Origin of the sequence: Nisaea sp. (genome assembly GCF_040217065.1) — a bacterium.
Classification (GTDB): domain Bacteria; phylum Pseudomonadota; class Alphaproteobacteria; order Thalassobaculales; family Thalassobaculaceae; genus Nisaea.
Window position 1 is genome coordinate 373503 of sequence record NZ_JAVJNX010000008.1, and the last position, 16973, is coordinate 390475.

Below are 16973 nucleotides of genomic sequence, written 5' to 3' on the forward strand. Positions count from 1 at the left end.
AAGCAGAGGGTTCCATGACTAACGCAGCCGCCGCATTAAGCATTCTGGGTGGGTCCGTCAGCACCGGCAGTGCTCCGACGACGACAGCTCTTGCTGCGTTTAACAAATACAAGCGGGACCCGGAAGGCGCGCGCCGTGATTTCTACGAGCGCCAGGACGTTCAGAAAAGCATCAAGAGCTTCCAGACGAGCGCCAGCGAGATCAGTTCGGTCGAAGATTTTCTGAAAGACCGCAAGACTCTCGAATTCGTTCTCACCTCCTTTGGACTTGAGTCCGAACTCAATAATCCGGGCAAGCTGAAAGCCATCATCAACAGCGACCCGGATGATCCGAATTCCTATTCGAACCGACTGGCAGATTCGCGGTATGGCGAGTTCACGAAATTCCTCAACGTCAAGAACGAGGGTTTCACCAAGCTGAAGAACGCAGACGCGCAGACCCAGGTCATTGATGATTTTCTGACCAATGCGTTCGAAGTCTCGATTGGATTCCAGAATCCGGCGGCGCGGGAGGCGGTGTTTTTCCTTCGCCGGATCAATGAAATCGACAGTTCACTCGAAATTCTTGGCGACTTGCCGCTGCGTTCGATTGTGACAACGGCTCTCAGTCTGCCGGCACAGATCGCAAATCAGTCCATTCTCAAGCAGCAATCCCTGCTCGATGCCAAACTCGATTTTGACAAGCTCAACACGCTTGACCGGGACGAGAATAATGCGTCCAAGACCAAGCTGGACCTGGTCAATGATGATCTCGGCGAGATCAAGAAAGGCCTATCCGCGGTCACGAATGCAGGCTTGGAGCTCACCACCCTGCAGACCCAGCTCTCGGATCTGCGCGGCCGGTTGCAGGATATCGACAATGTCACGAACCCGAGCGGGGTTCTCGCGAACGAGATTCCGGTTCAGGAAGCGGCAATTCCCGAGCTGATCCGCCAGCAGGGGCTGATTGCCGAGGCTGAAAGAGCTCTCGTGACCACCGACCCGAACCTGACCCGGCTCGAAAAGATCTTCAAAGAGGCGGCCGAGGTTGACACCCAGGAAGACCTGGACAGCCTGAAGAGCGAGTTCGACCGGCTGGTGACCGAAATTACCGGTGCGGACGGGTTCATCAAGGGGTCCAACTACACTGACTCCACTGCAGGAACGACGGAAAACCTGCTGATACCGTCAGGCGATGCGGGCAGCGGTATCGATGCGCTGCCGTCGGCCAAGACGACAACGGTCGTCAAGTCGGACGGGACAGCGGTCGTGACCAGTTCGGTCGACCTTTCGGGGTTCCTGACGGACCTGGACAATGCCAATGCGGCATTTCAGGCGATCAGCCTCGGAGCCCTGTCTTCCGGTATTTCGGCTGCAAAAACCGATTTTGATGCAGGCAAGTCCGACTTCAAATCCGCCCAGGTTCAGAACGGCGTCAATGCGTCGAGCTTCGCCGGCAGCGTGAATAGCGTCAATTTCGGCTATGCCCTCGATACGCAATCTCTCTCCCAGGGAGTTTCGGCGGTCGACGATAGTCTCAAGCGTCTGTCCAAGGCTGCGGGCCTGATCACCGATATTCGCGGGTTGGCGTTCGATGCTCAGGCGGACGGCGCGGACATCGACGAACTGAATACGGCCTACGGGGCAAAGCTTGACGCACTGACATCGCTGATTAACGAAGCCGGGACGGCGACGGACGGGACGAACACCTTCACGTTCGACAATCTGTTGACCGGCGGCACGATCAGCTACCAGGCCGATGCGACGTCCGGAAAAAACATCGATGCGCGTGGCGGGTCTCTCGATACCACCATTCTTGGTGCATTGCCGGGCAGTCTGACAGCAGGTAACGCGAACAGCATCCTGACCGAAATCGACACCACGGTGACGGATTCCCTGTCCGAGCTTAAGGATGATCTTGTCACTGACCGAAAGTCCTTTGATTTTGCGGCAAACATCGCCGATCCGCTCGGCTCGATCGATGCCGAGATACGCCAGATCCGGGGCGATCTTGACAATATCATCGCGCGGGCCGGGGAAAGCGGGAACAACCTGCTCGGAGAGTTCGCCAGTGATCTGAAAATTGTTCTCGGCACGCTGAGCACGACGATCACGGTCGATGCGCAGAACGGCTTCAAGGATACTTTCGACGACTCGCTGAGCTCGCTTCAGTATGTCGCGGTCAGCGGCGGAGCCGCCGCCTCGCGCGAAAGTATTCTGAATGATGCCCTGTTCGCGGTCGGCTCGACGCTGAGCCGGGTGAATGCCGAAAAATTCACGCTGAACATCCAGAATTCCATCCTGAGCGAGAAAAAATCCTCGCTGACCAACACCAGTGGGTCCGAAGAAGCGCTCAGTTTTCTGAAGCCGCTTGAGAACACGAACTACGCGATCAAGTTCATCGAGCAATATCTGATCAAGAAAGACCTCGAAGCGATCGGAGGGACCACAACCGCGCAGCCCAAGAATGCCTCCCTGGTCGGTCTGTTTCAGGATATCAGCGGCGGCGGCGGTCTGCTTAACCTGCTGAGTTAGCCGCAGGTCACGTTCCCGCTGTCAGCGGTGCATTCAGCCGGCGCAGGGTTGCAATCACGCTGAGCGCGGTGATCTTACCGGTTTTCGGGTTCTCTTCCGTCGGAATGTTCTCGATCGTCATGGTGAAGCGCGCACTGTCCGCTTCGACCCTGATCGTATGGGTGTTGCGGGTGACGGACGGATCCGCCCAGATTTCCACGCTGGTCTGGTCCGGCCCGATTCCCGCGAGGCTCAAGGCCGCCGCCACATTGACATTCGCCGGGAACCCCCTGGCCGCAGCCCGGGCATTTCCCTCGAAGACCTTCTTTGGCTCTGTCAGCCCCTCGACCGAGATGTTGTTCTCAATCAGATAGGGCGCGCCGCCGAGTCCGCGCGGCGGCTTCCGGGTTTCCAGCGTCACGGAGTCGATCACCCCTTCCGCGGCTGCACGCACGGCGTCCAGGCCGATCAGGGCACCGGTTGGCAGAATGATGCGCGCACCGGTCTGTTTCGCTTTTTCAACGAGTTCCATATGGTTGAGCAGGGCGCCAATGCTCACCGGCACAAAGATACGCCCCTTCGCGATGGCTGCTTCCGCGACAGTCAAAAACACGGAAGCAGGAGCGCACTCGACGACGACATCGCAGGTTTCGGCCAGGGCATCGAGCGACAGAACCGGGGCACTTGCGCCGATGGCATCCAGATTCGCCCGCGCCTTTTCCACGTTGCGGGCGGCAACGGCGCCGAGTTCCAGGCCGGGCAATTGACCATCTATGATCGCGCGGGCCAGCGTGAGGCCGATTGCGCCCAATCCGCCAATTCCGACCTTCATGTTTCCAGCCATTGATCTTTCCCCGTTTCCCGATTGCGTGTTGCTTTCGCCACCTTCTGTAGCGGAAAAGTTCGGCGGGTCAAATCACCGTGTCTATCGGGTGCCGCTGGACGGCGGAACAGGCCCGGGTATAGTGGGGCGCCAGCCGAGTGGGAGCACAATGAGACTGTTTCGGTTCCTTATGCCTGTGATCCTGGCCGTCTTGGTGCTGTTTGCGCGCCCGGACGGATCGAGGGCGCAAGAGCTTTCCTGTATTACGGTTTCGATCATCGTTCCGTCCGTCGTCGGTTCCGCCGGGGATCTGGTTGCCCGCGCCGTGGCGGGCGCGGCGACGAATCTCGGAGGTGCTGCCTTCCGTGTGCGCAATCGCCCGCGCGATATTGCCCGCCGCCTGATTGAGGAAGCGGCGCCGAACGGCTGTACACTGATGCTCGACACGCAGATTCAGGTGGCCTTTGAATTGCGTGGGAAAGCCGAGACGCACTGGCGCGATTTCAAGCCGGTTGCCCTTCTGACCCGGACCCCGGTCGCGATCGCGCTGTCTTCCGGCGGGCGGCCGCCCCCCCCTCCAAAAGGTCAGGAGCCGCCGGCGCCACCCAGCTTCGCCGGCACCATCGCCCAGCTCCGTGCCAAGCCGGAGAGCGTCACCTTCGCCCTCGTCGATGACCCGCTTGAACAGATGCTGTTCCTGAGGATGGAAGAGGCTCTCAAGGTCCGTTTCCGGATACGGGGATTCGAATCAGGCATATCGCGTTATCGCGAACTGGTCAGCGGTCCCCCGGGTGTGGCCGGGTTTGTGTCCCTGAAGGCCGCCGCGGTCAGAGCCAAGGAACTGGAACTGAATGTGCTGGCGGTCAGCGGTGCATTCGCGCCGGCAATGCTGCCGGATGTGCCGACGGTCGGAGCCGAGGCCGGTGGCCTGACTTTCGGGATCGACCACGGTCTCTACGGACCGCGCGATCTGCCGGATGATGTCGTTAAGGGGCTTGTGGAAATCATCAGCAAAGTCATGGAAACCCGCGGGGTCCTCGCGGATCTTCATACGGAATACGGAACAGAGGCTGCATTGCTCCCGGGTGACAGGTTCGCACGGTATCTTGAGAATCTTGCGGCAGACTGGTCGGAGCTGCTCCAGCGCCAGAATAATGGCGGGCGGCTAGGACAGAAAAGCTGATATAAAAGGCATCGAGGAAATAATATCTCTCATAGCCAGATGAGTTATCCGATTTTAATGCACGTTGAAATGGAATGCTGGTCTGAACAATCGTGAACGGTTGACAGACAGCGGTGTATTCATAGGGTATCAACCTCTATTGGCGCTTTTTGCGTGCGCCTGCCGAAATTCGAGCATCGTCCGCCCGGGCGGTGTGCCTAAAGGGAGACAAGTATGAAACTCAAGACAGCACTCTTCGCGGCCTTTGCGACCGCGTCTGTTGCCTTCGCCGGGGCACCTGCCGCGCAGGCAGCCGATCTTTCCTGCCGAACCGCCAAGCTGATTGTTCCGTGGGGCGCCGGCGGCGGCACCGACGTGATCTTCCGCCAGTTCGTTGAAGCGGCGAACGAAGGCGGTGCCGAGCCGAAGCTGCAGGTCGTCAATATCGGCGGCCAGGGCGGCAACAAGGGCGCCAAGGAAGCACGCAAGGCGAAGCCGGACGGCTGCACACTGTTCGCCATTCACCAGAGCGCGCTGACCAGCTTCTTCAATGGCCGGGTGGACTTCACCTGGGATGCGTTCGAGCCGGTTGCGCTGCTGACCCGGACTCCGGCCATCATCGGCGCCAGCCCGGATGTGCCGTACAGCAACATCAAGGAACTGGTCGACGCCGCGAAGAAGGCACCGGGCTCGGTGACGGCGGGCGGGACGCTTGGTTCCACCAGCCACTTCATCTTCCTGCTGCTCGAAGATGCGGCCGGCGTGAAATTCAAGCACGTCTCCTATGACGGCACCCGCCAGCGGATGACCGCGCTTTTGGCCAAGAATATCGATATCGGCGAAATCAACCTCGCCTCGGCCAAGAAGTACATCCAGACCAACGAGCTGAAGGCCCTCGGCATCACCACGCCGGAGCGGAACGCGGAAATCCCGGATGTCATGACCCTCAAGGAACAGGGTTACAACCTGATCTACGGGACGGACCGCGGTATTGTGCTGCCGAAGGGCGCCAGCCAGGACGTGATCGCCCACTATGCCGGAATCTTCAAGAAAGCGGCCGCCAATCCGAAGGTGGTCGAAGCCATGACCGCCAAGGGCACTACCGTGAACTATCTCGGCCCGAAAGAGTACACGGCCTATTTCGAAAAGACCTTCGCGGACTGGAAACGGATCGCGATTGAAGTTGGACTTTTCAAGGGCAACTGATTAATCAGCCCGACGCGCGGCGGCTCCCGTTCTCCGGGGGCCGCCGTTTGCGTTTAACGATAAGGGATTTGGAGGAACGCCGGTGGCGCGCTTGAATCGCGATACTTTGGTAGCTCTGCTGCTTCTGGTCTTTTGCGGCGTCATGATTTCCGCGAGCCTGGAGATCGAGGAGACGAATTACGGGACCATGCCATCGAGTGTCTGGCCTCAGGCCGTGCTTGGGGTTCTCACCGTCTTCTGTCTGGCGCTGCTCGGTCAGAGCATTGTGAAAGCTCCTGCTCCTGCGCCGGAAGAGAACACCAAGAGCGGTGGGATCGGACGGTACCGGAACGCCATTACGGTTTATGTTCTGTTTTTCCTCTTCCTTTTGACCATGCCGTATCTCGGTATGTTGATTGGCGGTGTCGGCTTCGTGTTTCTGTCCCTGACGCTTCTGGGCGAGCCGGAACTGAAGCGTGCGCCTGTCCATCTCGCAATTTCGATCGGAACGATCGGACTCATGTGGGGAATTTTTACCTTCGGCCTCGGTGTTCTGCTGCCGGACGGCGAACTCTTGCAGCTGAATTAGGACGGGCGCGATGATCGAGACACTTATCCACGCATTCTCCGAAGTCTTCTCGCTCGGGAATCTGGCGCTGATGACGATCGGCGTGACAGCCGGTCTGATCGCCGGTGCGATCCCCGGCTTCACGATTGCGATGGCGGTCGTTCTGACGCTGCCGTTTACCTTCGGTCTCAGTCCTGTGGAAGGGCTGTCGACCATGATCGGCGTGTTCGTCGGCGGTCTGTCCGGCGGGCTGATGTCCGGCATGCTGACCGGTATTCCCGGCACGCCATCTTCCATTGCGACGACCTTCGACGGTTTCCCGATGGCGCGGAACGGCAAACCCGGACTTGCGCTCGGACTTGGCGTCTGGTCCTCCTTCTTTGGCGGTATTTTCAGCGCGGTCCTGCTTGTGACCCTGGCGCCCCGTCTGGCCGTGATCGGACTGGAATTCGGTCCGTGGGACTATTTCTCGCTTGTGCTGTTCGCGCTCACCATCACGGCGAGCCTTTCGGGCGAGAACCTGGTCAAGGGCATGATTGCCGGCGCGCTCGGCCTGTTCATCGCGACCATCGGTGAAGATGAAGTGAACGGCGTCGCGCGTTTCAGTTTCGGGATCGACGATCTGGAATCCGGCTTCACCTTCCTGCCGGTCCTGATCGGTCTCTTCGCCTTCAGCCAGTTGCTTTCCGATCTGCAGGACCGGGTAAGAGCCCGGCAGCCTCTGATGGATGCTTCCAGTGCGGATACGCGCATCAAGATCGAGCATCTGAAAGCCATCAGGATGGTGCTGGCCCGTTGGACAAACCTTCTCCGGTCCTCCGTGATCGGCGTGTTTACAGGCGTGCTGCCGGCTGCCGGCGGCTCGATTTCGAATATCCTGGCCTATGACCAGGCGAAGAAGGCGTCCAAGACACCGGAAAAATTCGGCACCGGTACTCCCGACGGCATCATCGCGCCGGAGAGCGCGAACAATGCGACGGCCGGTGGTGCCCTGATCACCATGATGGCACTGGGTATCCCGGGCGACATTGTGACGGCAGTGATGCTTGGTGCCCTGCTGATCCATAATGTCCAGCCGAGTCCGACCTTCATCAGCGACAATTCGGATCTGGCATACGCGATCTTCGTCGCTTTCTTCCTGGCGCATTTCATCATGATCGGCATGCAGTCCGTCACGCTGCGTCTGTTTGTGCTGGTGACCCGGATCCCGATGTATGTGCTTGCGTCTGTGATCCTGGCCTATTGTTCGATCGGTGTTTTTGCCCTGAACAACATTACCTACGACATCTGGGTGCTGTTCGTCTTCGGCATCGTCGGCTACGTGATGCGTCAGCTCGGTTTCCCGCTTGCCCCGATTATTCTCGGCGTCGTTCTCGGCCATGTCGCGGAACTCAATCTCTCGCGGTCCCTGGCGATTGACAGCGATCTCATGTTGTTCATCAGCCGTCCGTGGTCGCTCTTCTTCCTGATCGTATCGGTCTTCTCCATTGGCTTTCCCTGGTTCCAGAAGGCGAGGGGCACGAAGGCATGGACCCTGGCCTATATCCCGGTTCTGCTGGCGGCGGTATCTGTCCCGCTGTTCATGATGGAGGGCTTTGTCCGGCCGATTATCGGAGTGGCGTTGCTGGCGTTTTCCGCATATCTTCTGTGGCGAAGTGCAGCGTCCGGATGGAAAGTGGCACCTGAGGGTGACCATAAAGTCCATCTTGAATAGATGACCTGATCACGGTCGTCCCGAAACCGGGGACGACCCGGAGGTCGAGAAATCTCCTTGGACGCGGGCACTGATGAATTCGTGCCCCGTCCGGGGCAATGCGCAACCACATTTTTGCCAGGGTGACGTCGTGGAAATCCGCAATCCTTATCTTATGTTTCTGGGCGATGCGCCCGACCAGCTCGCAGCCAAGACCGCCAATGGCGTCAAGGTCTGGCGCGAGGACTGGTGTGTCGGCCAGTTCCGCCTGCCGGGCTGCAAGGCGGACCTGAAGCTTCCGGACATGACCATCGAGGAAGCCGCCGAAGCCGGTGTAAAGACCGTGATTCTCGGCGTCGCCAATCGTGGCGGCTTCATGCCGGACACGTGGCTGGTGGAGCTGGAAAAGGCACTCGATCTCGGTATGGAGATCGCCAGCGGCCTGCATACCCGTATCAGCACCATCCCTTCGCTGGCGGCAAAGGCGAAGGAAAAGGGCCTCGGTCTTTATGACGTGCGCCACCCGACCGGCAATTTTTCGGTCGCGAACGGCAAGAAGCGCACCGGCAAGCGGCTGCTTCCGGTCGGCACCGACTGTTCCGTCGGCAAGATGTTCACTGCCCTTGCCATCGAACGGGAGCTGCACAACCGCAATGTGAAGGCGACCTTCCGGGCGACCGGCCAGACCGGTATCTTCATTGCCGGCTCCGGTGTTTCTGTCGATGCGGTCGTCGCCGACTTCATTTCCGGTGCGGTCGAAGAGCTGGCGCCGGCCAACGATGCGGATCACTGGGATCTGGTCGAAGGTCAGGGCTCGCTGTTCCACGCCTCCTATGCGGGCGTCACCATGGGCCTGATCCACGGTGCACAGCCGGACGCACTTGTGCTCTGCCATGAAGCCAACCGTCCGCACATGCGCGGCCTGCCGGAATATCCGGTTCCGAGCCTGACCGAGTGCATTCCGTACTATCTGCAGGCTGCCCGCCTGACGAACCCGGATGCGCAGTTCGTCGGCGTCTGCGTCAACACCTCCAGCCTGGACGACAAGGCTGCCGAGGAGTTCCTGAAGAAGGCCAGCGACGAAACAGGCCTGCCGGCTGTGGATCCGATCCGCAACGGCGTCGGCGCCATCGTCGACAACATGCCGCTCTAGGCCCATCCCAACGCAAGAGGAACAGTCGATGTACAGGTCGGTCACCGTCCGTCGCGAAAGCTGGCCGCTGCAGGGCGTCTTCCGGATCTCCCGGGGGGCGCGGACAGAGTCGGAGGTCATTGTTGTGGAAATTGCCGGCGACGATGTCGCCGGCATGGGGGAATGTTTTCCCTACAAGCGCTATGGCGAGACTCTGGACAGCGTGTCGGCACAGATCGAATCCGTTGCGGGGGACCTCGCCAACGGTATGGATCGTGCCGGTCTGGCGGCGGCACTCGCACCGGGTGCCGCACGCAATGCCATCGACTGTGCCCTCTGGGATCTTGAGGCAAAACAGACCGGCAAACGGGCCTGGGAGCTTGCGGGCCTGTCCGAGCCGCAACCGGTCACGACCGTCTTCACGCTCGGCGTGGACGAGCCGGACGTGATGGGCGCGAAAGCGGCCGAGAACGCGGCGCGCCCGGTTCTGAAGCTGAAGATGACCGGCGACGACAAGGATCTGGAGCGGGTCGCCCTGATCCACAAGAATGCGCCGAACGCGAAGCTCGTGGTCGATGCCAATGAAGGCTGGACCGTTGCCCAGTATCAGGAATATGCACCGAAATTCGCCGAGCTCGGTGTCGTCATGATCGAGCAGCCGCTGCCGGCGGCTGACGATGAGGGATTGCGCGGTCTCGACCGGGTTGTGCCGGTCTGCGCCGACGAGAGCTGCCACGACAGCAAGACCCTCGATGCGCTTGTCGGTAAATACGACATGATCAACATCAAGCTCGACAAGACCGGCGGTCTGACAGAAGCGCTGGTGTTGCGCGACAAGGCACTGGAGATGGGTTTCGAGGTGATGGTCGGCTGCATGGTCGGCACCTCGCTTGCCATGGCGCCGGGCGTGCTCGTGGCGCAGGGATGTGCCGTGGTCGATCTTGACGGGCCGCTGCTGCTGGCGAAAGACCGGCAGCCGGGGCTGACCTATCAGGGCAGCATTATCCAGCCCCCTGAATTCGGAACCTGGGGCTAGCCCGCCCCATGGTCGATCTTCCGGACGTCACCGCGCATTACAGCTCGGACGGGCTGGCGGATCGGCTGATCGCAATTCTTGAAGCCTCCGGCATCAGCCGGGGGAACATTACCGAAGCGGATCTGCATGCCGTCGATCAGATGCATCTGCGCGGCCGGATGGCGGCAACGGAGTTCCTCGACAGTCTCGATATCAAGGCCGGCGACAAGGTGCTGGATGTCGGCTGTGGCCTTGGTGGCCCGGCCCGCATGGCCGCGAGCCGCTATGGCGCGGATGTCACCGGTATCGACCTGACCGAGGCATTTTGTGACAGTGCCCGGCAGCTCAATGCGCTGGTCGGGCTGGAGAGAATCCGGATCGAGCAGGGCGACGCGCTCGCCATGCCGTTTCCCGACAACAGTTTCGACGTGATTTTCACCCTGCATGTGGCGATGAACATCGCCGACAAGGCGGGGCTCTACCGGGAGATCGCCCGGGTGCTGAAGCCGGGTGGCCGGTTCGGACTCTATGACGTGGTCGCCGGATCGGGAGAGCCGATCCATATGCCCGTCCCCTGGGCGAGCCTTCCGGAACACAGCCATCTGATCCCGGTCGACGCGGTTGAGGCGGCGGCGAATGCCGCCGGGCTCGCAACCGAGCTGTCGGAGGATCAGTCAGCCCTGGTCGAGGCCTATCTCGACGACCAGCGTGCCGCGCGTCAGGCGCGGACGGAAAAGGGCGAACCGGAGCCGCCGACTGGTGCGCCGGTCATCATGGGCGAGTCCTTCGCCCGGAAGCAGAAACACATCTATCGCAATTTGAAGGAGGGCCGGATCGCCGTCCGGCTTGCTATCTTCAGACTGAATTAAGACTGCGGGCAGCCAAGAACCGCATCCAGGAGGAAATATGAGTACGGACAGCGATGTTATCGTTGAGATCAGGCGTGCCGTGGCGGCGCTTTGCGCGGATTTCCCCGGCGAGTACTGGCGGGAGAAAGACAGGGAGCGCGCCTATCCGACGGAGTTCGTCCAGGCGCTGACCGAGTCAGGCTACCTTGCCGTCTTGATCCCTGAAGAATATGGCGGCAGCGGCCTGTCCATCAGCGCCGCCGCGGCGATCCTCGAGGAAATCCACAGATCCGGCTGCAATGGCGGCGCCTGCCACGCCCAGATGTACATCATGGGCAGCCTGCTCAGGCACGGGAACGAGGAGCAGAAGAAGAAGTATCTGCCGAAGATCGCCAGCGGCGCGCTGCGCCTGCAGGCCTTCGGGGTGACGGAGCCGACCAGCGGCACGGATACGCTCTCCCTTGCCACCACGGCGGTGAAGAAGGGTAACGACAAATATGTCGTGAACGGCCAGAAGGTCTGGACCTCGCGCGCCGAGCATTCCGACCTGATGCTGCTGCTTGCCCGCACCACCCCGAAAGACGAGGTGAAAAAGCGCACGGACGGCCTGTCCGTCTTCATCGTCGACATGCGTGAGGCGAAAGGCAACGGGCTGGAAATCCGGCCGATCCGCGCGATGGTCAATCATGCAACCACCGAAGTGTTCTTCGACAATTTGGAGATCCCGGCAGACAGCCTGATCGGCGAGGAAGGCAAGGGCTTCCGATATATCCTCGACGGCATGAACGCGGAACGCATCCTGATCTCGCACGAGAGCATCGGCGATGCCCGCTGGTTCATCGAGAAGGCGACCAACTATGCCAACGAGCGCAAGGTGTTCGGCCGTCCGATCGGGCAGAACCAGGGTGTTCAGTTCCCCATCGCCAAGGCGTTCGCGGCCACCGAGGCGGCGGCACTGATGGCGGAGAAGGCGGCCAAGCTGTTCGAGGCCGGCGAGCCTTGTGGCCCCGAGTCCAACATGGCGAAGTTGCTAACGGCGGAAGCGGCCTGGGACGCGGCGGATACCTGCCTGCAGACCCATGGCGGCTTCGGGTTCGCCGAGGAATATGACGTGGAGCGGAAGTTCCGGGAGGCCCGGCTGTACCGCACGGCGCCGATCTCCACCAACATGATCCTGTCCTTCATTGCCGAGCATGTGCTTGGCCTGCCGCGTTCCTACTGAGCGGGGAGAGACCACTATGACAAAGCCGCTCGACGGCATGCTGGTGCTTTCCATCGATCAGGCGGTGGCCGCGCCCTATTGCGCTTCCCGCCTGGCCGATGCCGGGGCCCGAGTGATCAAGATAGAACGCGCCGAGGGAGATTTCGCACGCGGTTATGACCATGAGATAAAAGGCGAGAGCGCCTTTTTCATGTGGCTCAACCGGGGCAAGGAAAGTCTGGTCGCGGATCTGAAGAATCCGGACGATCTGGCCCTGCTGCACCGGATCATGGGCAAGGCCGACGTCTTCCTGCAGAACCTGGCACCGGGCGCGACGGACCGGCTTGGTCTCGGCTCCGACGATCTCCGCAAACGCTATCCCCGGCTGACCACGGTGGATATCAGCGGTTACGGGGACGAGGGTCCTTATGCCGCCATGAAGGCCTATGATTTCCTGGTCCAGGCGGAGAGCGGCCTGATCTCGGTCACTGGCTCTAAAGAGGAAATGGGCCGGGTCGGCGTCTCGATCTGTGATATCGCCTGCGGCATGTTCGCCCGGACAGCCGTGCTTGAGGCGCTGCTGTTGCGGGCGCGGACCGGTGAAGGCAGCCAGATCAAGCTGTCGCTCTTCGGTGGCATGACCGAGTGGATGTCGCCCTGGCTGCTGCATCAGGCCTATGGCGTGCTGAAGGAGCAGCGTATCGGGCTCAGCCATCCGGCCATCGCGCCTTACGGTGCCTATGTCTGCGCCGGCGGCGACATGATCCTGATCGCCGTGCAGAACGACCGGGAGTGGCGCCGTTTCTGTAAAAACGTGCTCGGGGATGAAGGGATCGCGGATGACGAGCGATTTCGGACGAACACCGACAGGGTGGCCAATCGCGGGGCGATGAACGATGCGATCAACGGCGTCTTCGGCATGCTGACACGCGATCAGGTGCGGGAAAAGCTGACGGCGGTGGGTATTGCCTTCGGGGCCATCAACAGCGTTGCCGATGTGCTGGAGCATCCGGCATTGCGGCAGGTGCCGGTCGAAACGCCTGTGGGCACCATCGATGTGGTGGCGCCACCGGCGCAGTTTGTCGGTGCGGACACGTCCTTCGGGCCGGTCCCGGCACTTGGCCAGCACAGTGATGCGATCCGTGCGGAATTTTCAGGCTGAAGCCGTCTTGAACGGACCACAATGCAAAAGCGCCCGGCATTGCCGGGCGCTTTTTTGTTTGATGGATACCTGCTTATTTCAGCAGGACACTGGGCAGCCAGAGTGTGATTTCAGGCCACATGACAACGATGGAGAGACCAATCAGCTGCAGGATCACGAAGGGGATGATGCCTTTGTAGATTTCCTGCATGGAGACCATCTCCTTGGCCACGCCCTTCATGTAGAACAGGGCAAACCCAAAGGGTGGTGTCAGGAAGGATGTCTGCAGGTTGATCGCCACGATGATGGCGAACCAGTAGATGACCTGTTGCTGAACGAACTCCAATTGAGCGTTGTTGGTCGGTGCTTCAAGTCCGAGATGGGGCGCGAATGCCGGTGCCAAGGTCTGGATCACCGGCGCGAAGACCGGCAGGATGATCAGGGTGATTTCCAGCCAGTCAAAGAAGAAGCCGAGAATAAAGACCACGAACATCAGCATGAACAACAGCGGCCAGGGGCCAAGCTGGAGCCACTCGATGAACTCGATGATCAGGTCTTCGCCATAGACGTTCCTGAAGATCGTCGAGAATGCTGTTGCACCCACGAAGATCATGAAGATCATCGCCGTGGTCAGGCCGGTCCGGTGCACCACGTCGCGCAGCACCTCCCAGCTCAGGGTTCTGTTGGAGATGGAGAGGATCAGGGATCCGAATGCGCCGACGCCTGCGGCCTCGGTCGGCGTTGCCCAGCCGGCGAAAATGGAGCCGAGCACCAGCGTGATCAGGAAGATTGGCGGCACGAAGCCTCTCAGGACACCGCCCAGGTAGCTGTCGCCCTCCATGCGCCCGATGATCATGGACACACCGAAGACCATGAGAAAGCCGATCAGGCCCCAGTTGAAGACATCCGCGAGATGGCTCTGCTCCATGAAGTAACAGAAGCCGATTGCAACCACACTGAAGCCGAAGAATTTGGCGATGTTCGCCTTGTTGCTCGGCTCCATCTGGATCGCGTCCTCGGCGATCGGCGGGGCTTTTTCCGGAGAAATGATGCCCATGGTCACGATATAGGCGACATAGAGACCGGACAGCACAAGGCCGGGGAAGATCGCCCCGATAAAGAGGTTGCCGACCGAGACCGCCAGCAGGCTGCCCATCAGTACGAGCATGATCGACGGCGGAATGAGAATGCCGAGGGTCGCGCTTGCCGCAAGCGTGCCGGTGGCAAGCGAGCGGTCGTACTTTTGCGAGATCATCGTCGGCAGCGCCATCAGGGTCATCATGACGACGGACGCGCCGATGATGCCCGTCGTCGCGGCCATGATGGTGCCCATGACGGTAACCGCAAGCGCCAGCGCTCCAGGCACCTTGCGGAACAGCACCTGCAGGATATGCAGCAGGTCCTCGGCCACGCGGGACCGTTCCAGCATGGTGCCCATGAAGACGAAACAGGGAATGGCGACCAGGATCGGGTTCTGGATGGCTCCCGATGCGCCGTCTCCGCCCCAGATCCGTTGGATGACCTGGAAAAAGACCGCGAAATCGAGCACATCAAGCCAGATTCCCAGAGCGCCGAACCCGACGGCGACCCCCCCCAGCGCGAACGCGACGGGTAGTCCGGTGAACAGCATCAGCGCCAGGGCGAGAAACATGTACGCCCCTATGAATTCGTACATGTGATCGTAAAGAACCTCAAACATCGTTTACCGCGTTGCCCCCTGAGAGATTGCCGGTTTTTCTTTGGTCATTTTTCATTCCGGCCGGTGATGTTCGTAGTTGAAGATCTCGAGCGAATCCCGTGCCTCTTCATGTTCTTCGCGTGAGCCGAACAGATAGGCGGCAAGGCGGCAGAGCGTTGCAATGACGGCCATGCTCAACACGACAATGCCAATGATCATGAAAGACTTGATGACATAGCGCCAAGGAATGCCCGTGAGGGATTCCGAGCCTTCGCCCTGATGAAACGAGACCGCCATCAGGATCCAGGACTGCCAGCCCATCAGGAAAATAAACGGCACGGCCATGACGATCAGACCGATGAACTCAAGCCAGGCCTGCCGGCGCGGACGGAGATGTTCGCGGAACACATCGACGCGGACATGCGCGTTGGCGAGATAACCAAAACCGAACGTCATCAACAGGATAATGCCGTGAATGTGCCACTCAAGATCCTGCAGGATGGTCGATACCGAATACCCGTAATCAATCGAGAATTCGGAAAAATAGAGTCGGATGAAGTCGACCTTGCGGGTGATCACATCGAACATGATGATGAACACGAGCGGCACGATGAGCCAGGCGCTAGCCTTGCCCGCCTTGCGGGAGATGCGATCCAGGACGCTCGCAATGTTCAGTGCGGCTTTCATTTCTGAAACCTCGATTTCCTATGGGGACCGGAAGTGGGCTGCGTCCGCTGTCGGGACATTATCAGCCGGGATTTCCGTCGGGCCCGCCCGGGGCGCAAAAAAAGAGACGGGAGCCCCCAAAAAGGGGACTCCCGCATGCGTCCTGTCTTATTTCAGGTAACCGCGTTCACCCCAGACCTTGAAGCCTTCGTGGAACTTCGAGTAGCTGTCCCACACAACCTTGACGTCAGGATTGGCCGCAATTTCTTCGGCAAGAACTTCTTCCCAGGCGCCACGCAGCTGGTCGAGAATCGAGTCCGGCCAGGTTACGTTTTCAACGCCGTCCTTCTCGTTAGCGATCATCGCTTCGAACTGGAATGCTTCGCCGTCGGCGATCATGTCCGTCACGTTCTTGTCGCAGGAGATTTCAAGCATCGCCTGCTGGCCATCGGACAGTTCGTTCCACTTGTCCATGTTGATCAGGACTTCGTTGGAGGTGGACTGCTGGTGCCAGCCGGGGAAATAGTTGAACTTGGCGATCTGGTAGAAGCCGTAGGACCGGTCGATCGCCGGCATGGAGAACTCCGTGGCGTCGATGGTGCCACGCTCCAGGGCCGGATAGATGTCGCCGCCCGCAAGCTGCTGGGTGGAGACGCCGAATTTCTGCATCACCTTCGCGCCGACACCGAAGAAGCGCATTTTCAGGCCCTTCAGCTGGTCGAGGGAGGTGATCTTCTCGCGGAACCAGCCGGATGTTTCGGGCGGGATCATGCCGCAAAGCAGATACTTGATGTTGTCGCGGGCATAAAGCTCGCTGCCGATCTCAACACCGCCGCCATGCTTGAACCAGGCGACGAATTCCGGCGCGGCCGGACCGAACGGCCAGGTCGACAGGAATGCGTAGGCAGAGTTCTTGCCCTGGTTGGCGCCCGGTGTGCCGAAGGCGGAGTCGATGGCGCCCTGGCTGACCGGATCGTAATAGGCATAACCGCCGGCGAGTGCGCCCGGCTCAAACACCTTGATATCGAAGTCGCCGTCGGACATCCGGTCGATGCCCTTGGAAATGCGATGCGGCGGCGCGCCGAGTACCTTTACGTTCTGGCCGAACGCAGCATGCATCTTCCAGCGTACTTTCTTGGCTTCGGCATCACCGGAGCCGACACTAATTGCGAACGTCGATGCGAGCGCAATCATGCCGAATGATTTCAGAAAACCCGATTTCATGAACTTCCTCCCTTGTTCAATCTGCTTCCGGACCCGGTTATCCGAGCCTCTTTAGCGTTATTCCACAGTGTGGTTTTTTTTAACCCCCGGACGACGTCCGGTGTTTTTTGGTCCCGTGGTGCGCGAAGTATTGCCACGATTTCTC

The 16973-nt window shown here is 60.1% G+C and carries 14 protein-coding genes; 10 read left to right on the forward strand and 4 right to left on the reverse strand.

Going from position 1 to position 16973, the window contains the following annotated elements:
- The first annotated feature begins 14 nt into the window (after positions 1 to 14).
- A complete protein-coding gene (locus RH950_RS10810; protein WP_350056557.1) occupies positions 15 to 2513 on the forward strand; it encodes a DUF1217 domain-containing protein in 2499 nt (832 codons plus the stop codon).
- A 7-nt stretch (positions 2514 to 2520) separates the two neighbouring features.
- On the opposite strand, the gene RH950_RS10815 is transcribed toward RH950_RS10810, so the two are convergent.
- Positions 2521 to 3336, reverse strand: a complete 816-nt coding sequence (locus RH950_RS10815; RefSeq protein WP_350056559.1) for an aspartate dehydrogenase — start codon at positions 3334 to 3336, stop codon at positions 2521 to 2523.
- Positions 3337 to 3484: 148 nt separating this feature from the next.
- Between RH950_RS10815 and RH950_RS10820 the strand changes: the two genes are divergently transcribed.
- From RH950_RS10820 to RH950_RS10860, 9 genes are all read left to right on the forward strand, one after another.
- Positions 3485 to 4498 (forward strand): type 2 periplasmic-binding domain-containing protein, encoded by a 1014-nt coding sequence (locus RH950_RS10820; protein WP_350056561.1) that lies wholly within the window; start codon positions 3485 to 3487, stop codon positions 4496 to 4498.
- A gap of 213 nt (positions 4499 to 4711) precedes the next feature.
- Positions 4712 to 5683 (forward strand): Bug family tripartite tricarboxylate transporter substrate binding protein, encoded by a 972-nt coding sequence (locus RH950_RS10825; RefSeq protein ID WP_350056563.1) that lies wholly within the window; start codon positions 4712 to 4714, stop codon positions 5681 to 5683.
- An 82-nt stretch (positions 5684 to 5765) separates the two neighbouring features.
- Positions 5766 to 6251 (forward strand): tripartite tricarboxylate transporter TctB family protein, encoded by a 486-nt coding sequence (locus RH950_RS10830; RefSeq protein WP_350056565.1) that lies wholly within the window; start codon positions 5766 to 5768, stop codon positions 6249 to 6251.
- Positions 6252 to 6261: 10 nt separating this feature from the next.
- Complete coding sequence (locus RH950_RS10835) at positions 6262 to 7944, forward strand: tripartite tricarboxylate transporter permease (protein WP_350056567.1); 1683 nt, start codon at positions 6262 to 6264, stop codon at positions 7942 to 7944.
- Positions 7945 to 8074: 130 nt separating this feature from the next.
- Entirely contained in the window at positions 8075 to 9076 is a 1002-nt protein-coding gene (dgcN, locus tag RH950_RS10840) for an N-acetyltransferase DgcN (protein WP_350056569.1), read from the forward strand.
- Positions 9077 to 9104: 28 nt separating this feature from the next.
- Positions 9105 to 10091, forward strand: coding sequence for an N-acetyl-D-Glu racemase DgcA (gene dgcA, locus RH950_RS10845; RefSeq protein ID WP_350056571.1), 987 nt, complete (start codon positions 9105 to 9107; stop codon positions 10089 to 10091).
- 8 nt (positions 10092 to 10099) lie between these two features.
- The gene (locus tag RH950_RS10850; RefSeq protein ID WP_350056573.1) at positions 10100 to 10939 is read left to right on the forward strand and encodes a class I SAM-dependent methyltransferase; all 840 of its coding nucleotides are present in this window, start codon (positions 10100 to 10102) and stop codon (positions 10937 to 10939) included.
- Between the two features lie 37 nt (positions 10940 to 10976).
- On the forward strand, positions 10977 to 12140 hold the full coding sequence (locus RH950_RS10855; protein WP_350056575.1) for an acyl-CoA dehydrogenase family protein: 1164 nt from the start codon (positions 10977 to 10979) through the stop codon (positions 12138 to 12140).
- Positions 12141 to 12156: 16 nt separating this feature from the next.
- Positions 12157 to 13281 carry a CaiB/BaiF CoA transferase family protein gene (locus tag RH950_RS10860; RefSeq protein WP_350056577.1) on the forward strand — a complete coding sequence of 375 codons (1125 nt, stop codon included), beginning with the start codon at positions 12157 to 12159 and terminating at the stop codon, positions 13279 to 13281.
- 73 nt (positions 13282 to 13354) lie between these two features.
- On the opposite strand, the gene RH950_RS10865 is transcribed toward RH950_RS10860, so the two are convergent.
- From RH950_RS10865 to RH950_RS10875, 3 genes are all read right to left on the reverse strand, one after another.
- A complete protein-coding gene (locus RH950_RS10865; protein ID WP_350056579.1) occupies positions 13355 to 14959 on the reverse strand; it encodes a TRAP transporter large permease in 1605 nt (534 codons plus the stop codon).
- 51 nt (positions 14960 to 15010) lie between these two features.
- Positions 15011 to 15625, reverse strand: a complete 615-nt coding sequence (locus RH950_RS10870) for a TRAP transporter small permease subunit (protein ID WP_350056581.1) — start codon at positions 15623 to 15625, stop codon at positions 15011 to 15013.
- A gap of 147 nt (positions 15626 to 15772) precedes the next feature.
- Positions 15773 to 16828, reverse strand: a complete 1056-nt coding sequence (locus RH950_RS10875) for a TRAP transporter substrate-binding protein (RefSeq protein ID WP_350056583.1) — start codon at positions 16826 to 16828, stop codon at positions 15773 to 15775.
- Positions 16829 to 16973: the final 145 nt, after the last annotated feature.

What these genes read in the sequence shown, in the direction of transcription:
- dgcA (WP_350056571.1), top strand. Translation starts at nt 9,105, where the DNA reads ATGTACAGGTCGGTCACCGTCCGTCGCGAAAGCTGGCCGCTGCAGGGC.
- RH950_RS10820 (WP_350056561.1), top strand. Translation starts at nt 3,485, where the DNA reads ATGAGACTGTTTCGGTTCCTTATGCCTGTGATCCTGGCCGTCTTGGTG.
- RH950_RS10860 (WP_350056577.1), top strand. Translation starts at nt 12,157, where the DNA reads ATGACAAAGCCGCTCGACGGCATGCTGGTGCTTTCCATCGATCAGGCG.
- RH950_RS10815 (WP_350056559.1), bottom strand. Translation starts at nt 3,336, where the DNA reads ATGGCTGGAAACATGAAGGTCGGAATTGGCGGATTGGGCGCAATCGGC.
- RH950_RS10875 (WP_350056583.1), bottom strand. Translation starts at nt 16,828, where the DNA reads ATGAAATCGGGTTTTCTGAAATCATTCGGCATGATTGCGCTCGCATCG.
- RH950_RS10865 (WP_350056579.1), bottom strand. Translation starts at nt 14,959, where the DNA reads ATGTTTGAGGTTCTTTACGATCACATGTACGAATTCATAGGGGCGTAC.
- RH950_RS10835 (WP_350056567.1), top strand. Translation starts at nt 6,262, where the DNA reads ATGATCGAGACACTTATCCACGCATTCTCCGAAGTCTTCTCGCTCGGG.
- RH950_RS10825 (WP_350056563.1), top strand. Translation starts at nt 4,712, where the DNA reads ATGAAACTCAAGACAGCACTCTTCGCGGCCTTTGCGACCGCGTCTGTT.
- RH950_RS10810 (WP_350056557.1), top strand. Translation starts at nt 15, where the DNA reads ATGACTAACGCAGCCGCCGCATTAAGCATTCTGGGTGGGTCCGTCAGC.
- RH950_RS10850 (WP_350056573.1), top strand. Translation starts at nt 10,100, where the DNA reads ATGGTCGATCTTCCGGACGTCACCGCGCATTACAGCTCGGACGGGCTG.
- RH950_RS10870 (WP_350056581.1), bottom strand. Translation starts at nt 15,625, where the DNA reads ATGAAAGCCGCACTGAACATTGCGAGCGTCCTGGATCGCATCTCCCGC.
- RH950_RS10855 (WP_350056575.1), top strand. Translation starts at nt 10,977, where the DNA reads ATGAGTACGGACAGCGATGTTATCGTTGAGATCAGGCGTGCCGTGGCG.